We start from the raw sequence: 13,923 nt of genomic DNA, 5'->3' as shown, positions 1-13,923 counted from the left end.
GATGCAGAGGCAATGCACGCGGCCACAGGGTTTAGACTCCTTTTGTTCTCATAAAGGGCCGTATCTTGTAAAAAACGGCCTTTATTACCTCCTGAAAAACCCAGAAGAGGCCCAGAGTTCCACGCTCTGAAATATCGGGTACTTTGACGAGTCTTGTGCGGCGGGTCGCGTGTGGCGATTCTATATTTAGAGCGCCTTCAAAAAGCATGCAGCGGTATCAGAACTCGCATGTGCGACCCTACACACGCTTAGCGCGGGACGATCCCTTAAAAGATCAGTCTCTTTTAAATCATACCGCTCTAACGACGGCCAGCCCCCAGCGCGGCACTGCGGCTCGCCCCTTTGGAGGCGGGCTCAGTGGGACCACGCGATTGGCCCAATCCCATCTGCCGCGCCAGATCAGAACGCGCCTGCGCATAGCCGGGCGCCACCATTGGATAGTCCTGCGGCAGGTTCCAGCGGGCACGGTACTCTTCCGGACTCATCTGGTAGCGTGCGCGGAGGTGTCGTTTGAGGGATTTGAACCGGAGACCATCTTCCAGACAGACGATATAGTCGCGGGTGATGGATTTACGTATCGGCACGGCGGGTTCACGCGCCGGGGCCGCTACGCTTACGCCGCGCGACAGGGCCGACAAGGCACCGTGCACACCCTGAATTAATGCAGGCAGATCGGCCGAGGACAGGGAGTTTTGCTCCACGTAGGCCGCGACGATTTCCACGGTTCTGTCCGTGATGCTGGACCTAACAGTCATGGCACACCTGAAGTGGATGGAAGATATAGGTAAAGAAATGCGTTCCGTCCGCTCATAGGAAAGGCTGCATCAAAAAGGGATATGGAATTTCCCTGGGCTTTCGCCGCCCTCGGCGACAGACCGTTAGCTAGCGCTTCAGATCCTGCGCAAAGGCCAGCATGGCCACGCGTTGCGGCACGGACAGGGCGTCTATTTCCATGGCCTCGCCCTGCGACAGGGCTCGGATCATCATTGGTGTCAGGGCCGAAGACAGCGACCAGTTCCAATAGCGCAGAACCGTTTGGGCCCGGTCCACGGCTAGGGTATCATAGACGACCAGCACCCGTTCCAGATCGGGGTGCACCTCGCCATCCATTTGGCCCGGACGCCGCAACGCCCTCCACAGATTACGCAGATCGGCCTTTTTGAGCCCCGTTGCCTTGCACAGAACGGCCAGCCCTTCCCCGCCCCGGTCACGCAGGATCTTGGCCCCCGTCGAAGGCTTGATGCCGGACAGGTAGGCGATTTCCTCCGCGGTGTGGCGCGACATCCCACTGCGCGCCGCTTCGGCGATGGCGGCTTCGAGACTGGCGAAGGGACTTTTTTTCAGGGCTTCGCGGTTGCGCTGTCGGCGCTCAATGAATTGCAGGGCCTTGCGCGCCAGCGGATCGCCCCAGCCTTCGCCCGCGGCCATGGCAAAGACATCGCCGGCGGAATCCTGCATGACCTCGCGATTAACCGCAAAGCGGCTAAGTATGACGCGGCGTACATCGGCGTCGGCCCACCAGAACATAACGTAGGCCGAGCTGGGACGCAGTTCGAGACGACGGATAAGAAGGGGCACTAGATGCGGTGCGTCCTGACTGAGCGACACCGCCACCTCAATCGCGCCTTGCGACAAGGTGGCCGTGCGGTTTTTCAGCAACTGCTCGACCGTCTCGATATCGCCCGTATCGGTCAGGGCTTCGGCCACCACCGGCCCGATATGTTTACGGCTCGCCAGAAGGCGGCAATGGACCGGGGTCGCCCGGCGGATGCAATAGAGCAGATCGGTTTCGGCAAGAGACTCGCAATCCTCAATCAGAAAGCGGGCAATCTCCGGGTCATCGGTGATCAGCAGACGCACCAGCGTGTGGGGCACTTCGCTTAGCTTACTGAGACGGCGGGCCACGCGCAGGCGCTCGCCCTTTTGGGCCTCCCGCAACATTTCCACTAGCAGGTCGGCGGTCACCGCGCGCTCAAACGCATTGACGCGCGTTTCGGGCAGACAGACCACATCGGCCAGGCGTTTTAGCAGGGTCTGACGCGCAGGAAAAACCTGTTCCGGGACCTCGTCGGGCCGCGCACTGCCCGCGCCCGGGCCGTCATCGACGGACATATCATCTTCGGGGCCTATGGCATGTGAGTCGGGCGGCGTGCTCATGAGGGCACTATGCCTAGCGAGATATTAAAAGAGGTTAAAGCCGGCCCCGAACGCCTCTTTAGTCGGCCGCTCCCCTACAATCAGGGGAGCGGCTTGATTTTAAAGTCCGTCGAACAAAGCGGTCGAGAGATAGCGCTCGGCAAAGGACGGAATGATGACCACAATGGTCTTACCCGCATAGGCGTCCTGGGACGCAAGACGGAAGGCGGCCTTCAGCGCCGCGCCCGACGAAATGCCGACCGGCAAGCCTTCCAGCTGGGCCGCTTGACGCGCCGTGGCGAAGGCGTCGTCGTTCGACACCTTCTCGACCTTGTCAATGACGCCCTTATCGAGAATGCCCGGTACGAAGCCCGCGCCAATACCCTGGATCTTGTGCGGGCCGGGCTCACCGCCCGACAGGACGGGCGAGGCTTCGGGCTCGACGGCCACCACTTCGACCGAGGCCTTCTTTTCCTTCAGTACCTGACCGATACCGGTGATCGATCCGCCGGTCCCGACGCCCGAGATCAGCACATCTACCGCGCCCTCGGTATCGTTCCAGATTTCCTCAGCGGTGGAAATGCGATGGATTTGCGGGTTGGCGGCGTTTTCGAACTGCTGCGGCATGACCGCGCCCGGGGTGGCCGCAACCAGTTCCTGCGCGCGATTGACGGCTCCGCGCATCCCCTTCTCCGCCGGGGTCAGCTCAAGGCGCGCTCCCAGAAGGGCCAGCATCTTGCGGCGTTCCAGCGACATGGATTCCGGCATGACGAGGATCAGCTCATAACCCTTTTGCGCGGCGACAAAAGCCAGCGCGATACCCGTATTACCGGACGTCGGCTCGATAATGACGCCGCCGGGCTTCAACTGGCCCGTAGCTTCCAGCGCTTCGACCATGGCCACGCCGATGCGGTCCTTGACCGAGGCCAGAGGATTGAAAAATTCCAGCTTGGCCAGAACCGTTGCCTTGGCGCCGTATTCGGCCGACAGGCGCGGCAACTTCACCAGCGGCGTGTCGCCAATCGTGTCGAGGATCGATTCGAATACCTTGCCGCGGCCTTTGCGGGCAAAACGCGGGGCTGTTGATTGCGGTTGCGTGTCGGGCATTGGGAAACCTCCGTAACAGGTTCGATGAATAGGGCCTGGCGTCCCGCATGGGCTGACCGGCACGGCGAGCGGGCACCAAAAACAGGTGTCCAGCCCTATAGGATATGGGTTCGCATGGCCATGGCCGCGACGTGCAGCATCGCCATCGACTGCGAATTTTAGCGATTATAGCCGCAAGGGTGTTCCCTGATAAGGCAAATCACCTCACACATGGCGCGATCAGAACTAAACTGCCTGGTTCGAAGCCGGGTCTAAATCCACATCGGTTCGCCGATCCCACTGCAGAGACTGAAGACCATGGACGACCTCTCGCTGGCCACACCTGAACAGGGTTCCGAAACCGAGGCCAAATCCCCCGCGCACGCCCTGCCCAACCCGCATGAACTGGCGACGCAACTGGTAGCCAAGCTGTGCCACGACTTTATTTCGCCGACCGGGGCCATTATTTCGGGCCTTGACCTGCTCAGCGACCCGTCGGCGCAGGACATGCGCGACGATGCGGTCAACCTGATCCAGACCTCAGCGACCAAGCTGGTCACGCTGGTGCACTTCGCCCGCGTGGCCTTCGGGGCGGCGACCTCGGCCGAAGCCTTTTCGGCCAAGGAGTTGAACAGGACCCTGTCCGATGTCTTTTCGACCATGCGCGCCACGCTGGATTTCGACGTGGCCGACGATATCGTGTTTGAAAAGCCGGCGGCCCGAGCTCTGATGAATCTTGGCTATATTGCCGGTAACGCTTTGCCGACCGGGGGCACAGCGACCATACGCCGCGAAGACAGCGATGAGGCCATCACCCTGAAGGCGCAGTCCAACGGGCCGCGCGCCCGCCTGAAGCCCGAAGCGGTCGAGGGCCTGAACGGTCAGCCACTGTCGGACGGCCTTAGCGGGCAATGGATTCAGCCCTACTGGCTGTACAGTGTGGTCCAAGAGGCCGGCGGCACGCTGGAGGTCAATCTGGCACCCGATTCACTAAGCATTAAGATCGTTCTTCCGAAAAAATAACAAAGTTCACGTTTCCAGCCCGTTCTGCAAACACTCCTTTAACCAAACCATCTGATGATGGGCGGTCAAAGGTCCGACCCACGCCCTCGATTCCGGGTCGGCCATAGTGTTCTGACGGGGTGTAAAGTGGACGATCTAATTGCGGAATTCCTGACCGAGACGGCCGAAAGCCTTGAGGTGGTCGATAGTGAACTGGTCAAGTTCGAGGCTAACCCCAACGAACGAAAAACGCTCGATAATATTTTCCGGCTTGTGCACACCATCAAAGGCACCTGCGGGTTTCTGGGCTTGGGCCGTCTCGAAGCGGTCGCCCACGCAGGTGAAACCCTGCTGGGCCGCTTCCGCGATGGCAAGCTGGAGGTCACGCCGACGGCGGTGACGCTGGTTCTGCACTCCATCGACCGCATCAAGCTGATCCTTAACGGTCTGGAGCAGACCGGCAATGAGCCCGACGGCGATGATCAGGACCTGATCTCGCAACTGGAAGCCATGGCCGAGGGCCGCGAGGTCGCTATCGAGACCGTTCAGGCGGTTCAGGTGCCCGACCGCCCGATCAATGCCGACATCCCCGAAGTGGTGATCGCCGAGACCAAGCCGGAGCTGGATCGCCCGCTGCGTCCGGGTGAGGTTTCGCTTGATGAACTGGAAGCCGCCTTCCTGGCCGCCGAGGCCCCCGACTGGATGAGTGATCCGGAGCCGGAACCTGCGGTCGAAGCCCAGGCCGAAGCACCCAAGGCGGAAGCGAAGCCCGAACCCAAGGTCGGAGTCCCCGTCACCGCTGCGCCGAAGGCTGAGCCGGTCGAAGCGCCGTCCGGTGCCCTCGCCGCCGCGCTGGGTGAAGAAAACGGCGGTATCGCCACCACCCAGTCGATCCGTGTCTCGGTCGATGTGCTGGAAGGGCTAATGACCCTCGTGTCGGAAATGGTTCTGACCCGCAATCAGCTTCTGCAAATTTCGCGTAACCGCGAAGACTCCGCCTTCGCCACTCCGCTGCAACGCCTGTCCACCCTGACCGGCGAATTGCAGGACAGCGTGATGAAGACCCGCATGCAGCCCATCGGCGCGGCGTGGAAAAAGCTGCCCCGTCTGGTGCGCGATCTGTCGCACGAACTGGGCAAGAAGATCGACCTGATCATGGAAGGCGAAGGCACAGAACTGGACCGTCAGGTTCTGGAACTGATTCGCGACCCGCTGACCCACATGGTCCGCAACTCGGCCGACCACGGTTTGGAGCCGACCGAGGAGCGCATCGCGCTGGGCAAGCCCGCCAATGGTCAGGTGAAGCTGGCGGCCTTCCATGAAGGCGGCTACATCGTCATCCGCATTTCTGACAATGGCCGCGGCCTGAACACCGCCCGCATCCGTGAAAAGATCGTCGAAAAGGGTCTGGCCACCCGCGCCGAAGTCGAAGGCATGAGCGATCAGCAGATCCATCGCTACATCTTCGCGCCGGGCTTCTCGACGGCGGCCAAGGTCACCAACCTGTCCGGCCGCGGCGTCGGCATGGACGTGGTGCGCACCAATATCGAGCAGATCGGCGGTCAGATCGACCTCAACTCGATCGCCGGTCAGGGCACGACCTTCACCATCAAGATCCCGCTAACGCTCGCCATCGTTTCCGCACTGATCGTCGGTGCGGGCGGCCAGAAGTTCGCCGTACCGCAAACCTCGGTTATGGAACTGGTCCGCACCGGTACCAATGCCGAGCACAAGATCGAAAAGATCAACGATGCCCTCGTCTTGCGCCTGCGCGACAAGCTGCTGCCTCTGGTCCAGCTTGGCCCGACACTGCAACTTGAAACCGCGACCGAAGAGAACGCCACCTTCGTCATGGTCATCCAGGTCGGTGAGCGCCGCTACGGACTGGTCGTCAACGACGTTCTCGACACAGAAGAAATCGTCGTCAAGCCGCTGGCCTCCATTCTGCGAGACGTCGATCTGTTCTCCGGCGCGACCATTCTGGGCGACGGCTCGGTGGTGCTGATCCTTGACCCGAACGCCCTGTCCGAGCGCGCTGGCAACATGCTGGAAGAAAAGGTCGAAGACGGGGCCGAAGACGCCATCGCCGAAAGCGCGCTGGGCCAGAAGGTGGCCATGCTGCTGTTCCGTGCGGGCGGCGGTGCGCCGAAGGCGGTCGAACTGGAGCATATCACACGCCTCGAACACATCGAGTCGGACAAGATCGAACGCATGGATGGCCGCGCCGCGCTCCAATATCGCGGCAAGCTGATGCCGATCCTTAATGTCGCCGACACTTACGGCTTCAAGGAGCAGGACATCCAGCCGCTTCTGGTCTTCACCGGCGAAGGCTACGCCATGGCGCTGGCGGTCGATGAGATCGTCGATGTGGTCGAAGACTTCCTCAATATCGAACTGTCGCCGGATCGTCCGGGGGTACGCGGCACGGCCGTCATTACCGGTCGCGCCTGCGAAATCCTCGACGTCGATCACTACCTGCTGCGCGGTCTGGCCGAACACGCCCGCCGTCAACACCCGTCCGCCCAAGACCTTATCACCGAAGCTGCCTGAGGTTCATAATGAGTATCCGTGATTACGTGACCCTGCGTGTCGGTGGCCAGTTGTTTGGCGTCGATGCCGCCCGCGTCCATGATGTTTTCCATCCGCGCGGCCTGACCCCGGTGCCTTTGTCGCGCACCGAAATCGCTGGCGTGCTGAACCTGCGGGGCCGCATCGTGACCGCCGTCTGCGCCCGCCGTCGTCTGGGCCTTGGGCCGCGTCCGGCCGATGCGCCGGAGCCGCTGGCCATCGGCCTCGAAGTTCATGGGGACTCCTACGGTCTGGTCATCGACTCCGTCGATGAGGTGCTGAAGCTGGACGATGAGAAATTTCACGCCCCGCCGGGCAACCTGCCGCCGCGCTGGGCAGAAATTATCGTCGGCGTTTATCAATTGGAAAAGGAACTTCTGATAGTTCTGGACCCGCACACCCTTCTGGACGCTGCCCACCTCAAGGCCGCTTAAAGTTTGGCGCGCGATTGAATCCGAAAACCGGTGCCCACTTTTCGGATTGCGCTTACGGGCTCAGGAAAAAGCGATATGAAAACCTGCCTCGTCGTCGATGACAGCCGCGTTATCCGCAAGGTGGCGCGCCGCATTCTGGAAAACCTCCAGTTTGAAGTGGCTGAGGCCAATGACGGTCTGGAAGCCCTCAATTACTGCAAGTCCTCCATGCCTAACGCCATCCTGCTCGACTGGAACATGCCGGTCATGGATGGCATCACCTTCCTGCGTCAGTTGCGCAAGGAAGAAGGCGGTACGGCCCCGGTCGTAGTCTTCTGCACCACGGAAAACGATCTGGCGCATATTACCGAGGCCCTGACCGAAGGCGCTTCAGAATACATCATGAAGCCCTTTGACGGGGAAATCCTCGAAGCCAAGTTTTCCGAAGTCGGCCTAATCTAAGGTTTTGTCAGCGTATGTCGCTTAACCCCAATCCATCGGTATCGCTGCGCCCACTGCGGGTGATGATCGTCGATGACTCGGCCGTCGTGCGCGGCCTTGTGACCCGCTGGATCGAAGCGGAAAGCGATATGGTTCTGGTCGGTTCCGCCACGGACGGTCAGAAAGGCATCGACAAGCTGAAAGAGCTTCAGCCGGACGTGCTGATCCTCGATATCGAGATGCCGAACATGAACGGCCTCGAAGCGCTGCCGAAGATGCTTGAGGCCAAGCCGGGCCTGAAGATACTGATGGCCTCCACGCTCACCACACGCGGCGCGTCGGTCACCATCCGCGCCCTGGAACTGGGGGCGGCGGACTACGTGCCCAAACCCGATTCCGCCCGCATCGGCGGTGCGGACGGCTTCAAAAGCGAGCTTTTGACCAAGGTTCGCGCCCTGTGCGGTCGCACGCGCGCCTGGCCGAGCGCCGCCGCAGCCGGTGCATCAACCACGGCCCCAAGCGCCCCGGTTAACCTTAATACGCCCACACCTGGCATCATAACCCCTATTCGCCGCATTGACCGGCCCGCCGCACCGTCCTCGACCGGTCTCGGCACCGGCCACGTGGCCGCCGCTCCGCGTGTGCGCCCGGCCGCGGGGCCGCGCCGCTGCGACATCCTGCTGGTCGGCGCCTCCACGGGCGGGCCCCCGGCCCTGCGCAACTTCCTTGCCGGTCTCGGGCCGGACTGGCGTATCCCGGTGCTGATCGTTCAGCACATGCCCTCGACCTTTACGACCATCCTCGCCGAACACCTCGACAAGGCCCTGCCGCAGAAGGTGGTCGAAGCCCAGGACGGTATGGGCCTGAAAGGCAGCCACATCTATATTGCGCCCGGTGACTTCCACATGACGCTGAAAGGCACACCGGGTCAGCCATCGATCCGCCTCGATCAGTCGGCCCCCGTCAACTGGTGCCGTCCGGCGGTCGATCCGTTGTTTAAATCCGGCGCGGAACTCTATGGCAAGAATGTCGTGGCCGTCGTCCTGACCGGCATGGGCCACGATGGCCGTGACGGTGCGCGGGCTTTGGTCGATGTCAATGCCACCGTGATGGTGCAGGACGAAAAGTCGTCGGTCGTCTGGGGAATGCCCGGGGCCGTCGCCGAAGCCGGACTGGCCGAATTTATAAAACCCATCGATGGACTGGCGCAAACGTGCCGTGCCATCGCCAAAGGTGAGAAAATTATATGACCCCGGAAGATACCGAACACCTTGCGGCCCTGCTGAAGCAACGCTCCGGTCTGATCCTCGGCTCGGACAAGACCTACCTCATCGAAAGCCGTCTGGCCCCCGTGGCGCGCCGCGAAGGCTTTGCCAATGTCGGTGCCCTGCTGACGGCCTTGCGTACCAAGCGTGACGAAAAGCTGATCTATACCGTCACCGACGCGATGACGACGAACGAGACCTTTTTCTTCCGCGACAAGACGCCGTTTGATCAGTTCAAATCCGACGTCCTGCCCGCTTTGGCCAAGAGCCGCACGGGCGACATCAAGATCTGGTGCGCGGCCTGCTCGACCGGTCAGGAACCCTATTCCCTGGCCATGATGATGGAAGAATCGCGCGCACAGTTTCCGCGCGTCAATCTCGACATCCTGGCCACCGATATTTCCGAACGCTGCCTCGAAAAGGCGCAGGCTGGCCTCTATACCCAGTTCGAGGTTCAGCGCGGCCTGCCCATCCAGATGATGGTCAAGCACTTCGAAAAAATCGACGAAATGTGGCGCATTTCGCCTAAAATCCGTCAAGCCGTCCGCTACAAAAAGCTGAACTTGCTCGACGATCTGCGTTCGGTGGGCCGTCAGGACGTTATTTATTGCCGCAACGTGCTGATCTATTTCGACCTCGAAACCAAGAAACGCGTTCTGGAGCAAATGGCCACCCTGCTGGCAGATGACGGCTTCCTCTTCCTTGGGGCCGCAGAAACCGTGCTTGGCATTACCGAGGTGTTTAAGCCGATGGCCGGGATGCGCGGGCTTTACGTAAAAAATCAGGCCAGTGCGGCGCCGACAGTGCGCAAGTTCGGCACCTGATTACGAGCTCCTTGCGATGAGAAAAACCCCGCTCTCACAGCGTAATGCAGTTCACTTAAGGGCCGATACAGTTCTCTGGTCGTATTTTCTGGGCAGAGTTTTGACGACACGGGGGCATGATCGCCCCCGTTTTGTTGAGAGTAACAAATCGCCGAGTCTGTTTCGCAGCCTGACGAGATGTGCTGGGATTTTTCCGGGCGCTTCGATCGCCATCCATCCCCATTCCTGACGCAGATAATGCAATGTGGCGGTAAAGCTGAGCTGAGTTGGCGGAACTTCGGCTTCGACGGCGATTTCGGCCATTTCCAATCGGACCAGATTGTAGGCCAGCAATGCCCCCCAGACCTCTTGGCAGACGGTTTCGGGGGTTCCGCTACGCAGGGTAAGTTCACTGCCAAGAAGCTCCTGCTTGAGTTCGCGATAGCTGGTTTCGATGCGCCAGCGTTCCTCGTACTGATGGACGATGTCCTTGGCCGGATAGGCCTTGGTATCCATCAGGGATGTCAGCAGGATGCGCTTTTTGCCATGTCGCGTGGTCGTCTCGATCGCCCTGGCCTCCCATGAGGCGGGTAATCCCGGTTCAGCCTGGCGGGCCTGCGGTGACACCTTCATACGCACCCGATAGTCACCCGGGGTTTGATCGAGGCGCTCCCACACGCAGTTTGCTTTGGCCGGGATCAACCAATGGCGCTGCGTGCCTTGCGTCTGCAACCGCAGCAAAAGACTAGCACTAAAGAATCCCTTGTCGAAGACTGTCAGAGAATGGTCCGGCACCTGGTCAACAAGGGATTTAGCGTAGAGCATCTCGTTTGTATCGTAGGCGCCAAACACCGCGTCGCGCACCAGATGTGTAGCAAGGGCCGTCAACGTCAGCAGGCGTAACTGCGGATAACTGGCAACAACGCCCGACGTGTAGCTTTGAGCGCCAAAATGTGCACGGTTCTCCTCGCTGTCGGACGTCCGCAACGTGCTTCCATCCACGGCGTAACGCGTAAGTCCGCGCCAGGCTCGACCGTTTTGATGCCGCTCGTCCCAGCAGGCGGCGCATATGGCAAAGAGCTGCGCCAAAGGGGCTTGACCCAAGCGTTGCCGGGCCTGGGTCAGGGCACTCTTGGCAATATCGGGATTCACCTCGTCGGGCAAAGCAAGGCTAAGATGGGCAGCCACATCCGCAATCGACTGATGGCGATAAAGAGCGAGCGCTATCACCAGCCACACCACCTGCTCCGCAGGAAGTTTACGGCGCCGTACACTCGCCTTGCCTGTCGCCGCTAAGGCCTGCGAGATCCACCCCACATCGACCGAGCGGGAAAGAGCCGTTAAATCAACATGATGTCCAATGCGAGCGCGCATGAAAGTAAAGCCAGAATGATGAACGAATCACCATCCTGGCTCATATATTTTACTGAATGATTCTTAAGTGAACCGCATTAGCTCTCACAGCGGGGTTTTTTATTGCCTGTTACGTTTTGTTTGATACCAAATTTGATTTCGAAACGGAGTTCGGAATACGCTTTGACGATCAGGCCGTCTTCTTGGTGCCCGGTTCCGGCACGGTCAGTTGACTCCACGCCTCCGGCTTGCCTTGCGCGCAATCGTTGAGCAGATAGTCCGCCAGGTCCGACAGATGCGTCAGCTCCGCGCTGTAGATGATAGAGCGTCCGCTGCGATAGGCTTTGAGAAGACCTGCCCCGGTCAGAATGCTGAGGTGAGTCGAGGTCGTATTGGCGGGAGCCTTAATGGCGCGGGCGATCTCACCGGCGGGCATACCGGAGGGGCCAGCGCGCACAATGGTGCGAAAGGCTTCCAGCCGGCCCGGATGGGCAAGGGCGAACAAGGCAACGACGGCATCATCCATTTCCATGAGCAAACCATACATGAAAGCGCCGGGGCTAAAAACCCCCGGCAGGGGAAATTGCAGACGAAAACGCTCGTTTTCTGACGCTGTAAATATAAGGAAACCATAAAGAAAGGGCGGTTGCGCAAAACAACCGCCCAAGGTCAGGGAGAAATTCGAAAAACCCGACATTCAAACGGTTTTTTACGGCCGCCTGTCAGGCCGCCAGACGGATATAGGCCTCGCCCATGCGCTCCAGACGGTCGGCTGCGGCTTCCCCCGCGAGGAAGGTGGGGCTCATCTGGCTTAGCGTTTCGATGCGCGAGCAGAGCGCGCCAAACAGGTCGGCATAGGCGGTGGCGATCATGGCCGGGGAGCCCATCACGTCTTCGGGGTCGGGGAGGAACCAGTCGATCAGGCGGGGGTTGCCCTTGAATTGCGGCAGGCGGCCCTGCGGCAGGTGGTGCGAGAGGCGGAAGACGAAGTCCAGCTCCGGCGCATCCGCCGCGCCGAAGTCTTCGACGGCCTTGGGCACAAGGGTCTGAATATTGTAGTTGATGCGGTGCAAAAGCGCGATGGCGTAGGGGCTTATGGCCACAGCCGGCGTCACCCCGGCGGAAAAGGCCTCAAAGCGCCCGGCGCCCAGACGGTTGAGCAGGGCTTCGGCCAGAATGGAACGCGAGGAATTACGCTCGGCCAGGAACAAGACGTGGATCGGACGATGATACATGTAGGCTCTCCCCGGCCCCACACCCCGGCGGCCGTCTGCAGGCGGGAGGAAAACGTCCTTCCCACAACTACGTTATCAGAGCTTGATGAGTTTGCGGTTTACAGACAGGGTTAAGATATTCCTGACAAAAATCAGTGGTAAACCTTATCGTGAGCTTATTTCTAAGCCGCTGGAAACCGGCTATGGTTTGCATGAAAATTGTGGAGAACCCTATGCGTCGCAGCCTGCCTATCGTCGCTCTTTCCGCTTTGGCACTGACCCTTGCGGGATGTGTCACCACGACGCCCACGACCGACAGCGGCATGGTCCCGCCGCCTCCCCCGCCGCCGCCGGTGGTCGAAGCCCCGACGGGCGTGCTCTATACCTGTCAGGACGGGACGACCTTCCGCATCGCCTTCAGTGAAAAGGCGGCGACCGTGACGCTGAAAGACGGCACAAAGCTGCACCTGCCGCAGCAGGTGGCGGCTTCGGGTATCTGGTATTCGTCGGGCAAGCACGATTTCCGCGGCAAGGGCCGCGACGCCACCTGGACCGTCGGCAAAAAGATGCCGACCCAGTGCATAACGGATTAACCGGCAAAAGCTTAGCGGGTGGACGCGCCTGGTGGCCGAAACGTAATGGAGAACTTCAGCGGTTCGCTGAACGGCATAAATAGTATCGCGATCAGCAGAACGGTACCTATGAGAATCGTAATCCATAGAATAGTCTTACGCGTCATAGTCCCCTACTTTTGCTTTCGCCAATTCCGGTTCACCGATAAAAAAAACGCCTGCCGTGAGAGGTCGGCAAGCGTTTTTTCGTAGTCGTAGAACCGTAGGCTTAGGCGGCGACGATGCCGCCCTGCTCTTGCGGGTCGCGCAGCACATAGCCACGACCCCAGACGGTTTCGATGTAGGAGTTGCCGTCGTTAGCCACGGCCAGCTTCTTGCGCAGCTTACAGATGAAGACGTCGATGATCTTCAGTTCCGGCTCGTCCATACCGCCATAGAGGTGGTTAAGGAACATTTCCTTGGTAAGCGTCGTGCCTTTGCGCAGTGATAGAAGCTCCAGCATCTCATATTCCTTGCCGGTCAGGTGCACGCGGTTGCCCGCGACTTCGACCGTCTTGGCGTCGAGATTGACGATGATGTCGCCGGTCTTGATAACCGACTGGGCGTGACCCTTGGAGCGACGCACCACCGCATGAATGCGGGCGATCAGCTCGTCCTTGTGGAAGGGCTTGGTCATATAGTCGTCGGCGCCGCCGCCGAGCGTTTTGACCTTGGTTTCGATTTCCGAGGTACCCGACAGGATCATGACCGGCGTATTGACCTTGCCGACGCGCAGCTGGCGCAGCACTTCGAGGCCGGACATGTCGGGCAGCGACAGGTCGAGCAGGATCAGGTCATAGTCATAGATCTTACCCAGATCCACGCCTTCTTCGCCCAGGTCCGTCGTATAAACGTTGAACCCTTCGGATTTCAGCATCAGCTCAATGCTTTGAGCGGTCGCGCTGTCGTCTTCAATCAGCAATACGCGCATGTAGCCCCTCCCGGCTATGGCAAACACAAAGTGCGAAGGCGCAGACGCCCCCGTGTGGTGAGAATTTGAGGCTAGCCCGCAAATCCCTTAAGATTAGTTA

Annotated in this window: 14 protein-coding genes; 7 read left to right on the top strand and 7 right to left on the bottom strand. The window is 60.2% G+C overall.

Features of this window, described 5'->3' with window-relative positions; genetic code table 11:
* Positions 1–299 precede the first annotated feature (299 nt).
* The 3 genes from AACH73_RS02205 to cysK all read right to left on the bottom strand — a co-directional run bounded on the left by AACH73_RS02205 (position 300) and on the right by cysK (position 3,243).
* Positions 300–755, bottom strand: a complete 456-nt coding sequence (locus AACH73_RS02205; protein WP_338735277.1) for a MucR family transcriptional regulator — start codon at positions 753–755, stop codon at positions 300–302.
* A 127-nt stretch (positions 756–882) separates the two neighbouring features.
* On the bottom strand, positions 883–2,112 hold the full coding sequence (locus AACH73_RS02200; protein WP_272740825.1) for a DUF2336 domain-containing protein: 1,230 nt from the start codon (positions 2,110–2,112) through the stop codon (positions 883–885).
* Between the two features lie 144 nt (positions 2,113–2,256).
* Positions 2,257–3,243, bottom strand: coding sequence for a cysteine synthase A (cysK, locus tag AACH73_RS02195; protein ID WP_272740826.1), 987 nt, complete (start codon positions 3,241–3,243; stop codon positions 2,257–2,259).
* 297 nt (positions 3,244–3,540) lie between these two features.
* On the opposite strand from cysK, the gene AACH73_RS02190 reads away from it, so the two are divergent.
* The 6 genes from AACH73_RS02190 (at position 3,541) to AACH73_RS02165 (ending at position 9,735) form a co-directional block, all read left to right on the top strand.
* Positions 3,541–4,245 (top strand): histidine phosphotransferase family protein, encoded by a 705-nt coding sequence (locus AACH73_RS02190; RefSeq protein ID WP_338735274.1) that lies wholly within the window; start codon positions 3,541–3,543, stop codon positions 4,243–4,245.
* A gap of 126 nt (positions 4,246–4,371) precedes the next feature.
* On the top strand, positions 4,372–6,774 hold the full coding sequence (locus AACH73_RS02185) for a chemotaxis protein CheA (protein WP_338735273.1): 2,403 nt from the start codon (positions 4,372–4,374) through the stop codon (positions 6,772–6,774).
* Positions 6,775–6,782: 8 nt separating this feature from the next.
* Positions 6,783–7,226 carry a chemotaxis protein CheW gene (locus AACH73_RS02180; RefSeq protein ID WP_226744684.1) on the top strand — a complete coding sequence of 148 codons (444 nt, stop codon included), beginning with the start codon at positions 6,783–6,785 and terminating at the stop codon, positions 7,224–7,226.
* 75 nt (positions 7,227–7,301) lie between these two features.
* Positions 7,302–7,667: a response regulator gene (locus tag AACH73_RS02175; protein WP_272740829.1), complete on the top strand. Its 366-nt coding sequence runs from the start codon at positions 7,302–7,304 to the stop codon at positions 7,665–7,667.
* Positions 7,668–7,681: 14 nt separating this feature from the next.
* Positions 7,682–8,896, top strand: coding sequence for a chemotaxis response regulator protein-glutamate methylesterase (locus AACH73_RS02170; RefSeq protein WP_272740830.1), 1,215 nt, complete (start codon positions 7,682–7,684; stop codon positions 8,894–8,896).
* The gene (locus tag AACH73_RS02165; RefSeq protein ID WP_338735272.1) at positions 8,893–9,735 is read left to right on the top strand and encodes a protein-glutamate O-methyltransferase CheR; all 843 of its coding nucleotides are present in this window, start codon (positions 8,893–8,895) and stop codon (positions 9,733–9,735) included. The genes AACH73_RS02170 and AACH73_RS02165 overlap by 4 nt, the downstream gene beginning before the upstream one ends.
* A gap of 51 nt (positions 9,736–9,786) precedes the next feature.
* Here AACH73_RS02165 and AACH73_RS02160 read toward each other — a convergent pair whose 3' ends face one another.
* From AACH73_RS02160 to AACH73_RS02150, 3 genes are all read right to left on the bottom strand, one after another.
* The gene (locus AACH73_RS02160) at positions 9,787–11,088 is read right to left on the bottom strand and encodes an IS4 family transposase (RefSeq protein ID WP_338735271.1); all 1,302 of its coding nucleotides are present in this window, start codon (positions 11,086–11,088) and stop codon (positions 9,787–9,789) included.
* A gap of 169 nt (positions 11,089–11,257) precedes the next feature.
* Complete coding sequence (locus tag AACH73_RS02155) at positions 11,258–11,614, bottom strand: metalloregulator ArsR/SmtB family transcription factor (protein WP_272740832.1); 357 nt, start codon at positions 11,612–11,614, stop codon at positions 11,258–11,260.
* A gap of 175 nt (positions 11,615–11,789) precedes the next feature.
* Positions 11,790–12,302, bottom strand: a complete 513-nt coding sequence (locus tag AACH73_RS02150; RefSeq protein ID WP_272740833.1) for an arsenate reductase ArsC — start codon at positions 12,300–12,302, stop codon at positions 11,790–11,792.
* 212 nt (positions 12,303–12,514) lie between these two features.
* Between AACH73_RS02150 and AACH73_RS02145 the strand changes: the two genes are divergently transcribed.
* The gene (locus tag AACH73_RS02145; protein ID WP_338735270.1) at positions 12,515–12,874 is read left to right on the top strand and encodes an MliC family protein; all 360 of its coding nucleotides are present in this window, start codon (positions 12,515–12,517) and stop codon (positions 12,872–12,874) included.
* A gap of 247 nt (positions 12,875–13,121) precedes the next feature.
* Here AACH73_RS02145 and AACH73_RS02140 read toward each other — a convergent pair whose 3' ends face one another.
* Positions 13,122–13,823 (bottom strand): response regulator transcription factor, encoded by a 702-nt coding sequence (locus AACH73_RS02140; RefSeq protein ID WP_013478129.1) that lies wholly within the window; start codon positions 13,821–13,823, stop codon positions 13,122–13,124.
* Between the last annotated feature and the right edge of the window lie 100 nt (positions 13,824–13,923).

This window comes from Asticcacaulis sp. DW145 (genome assembly GCF_037101385.1).
GTDB classification, from domain to species: Bacteria; Pseudomonadota; Alphaproteobacteria; order Caulobacterales; family Caulobacteraceae; genus Asticcacaulis; species Asticcacaulis currens.
This window is presented reverse-complemented; position numbering and strand designations above follow the sequence as displayed.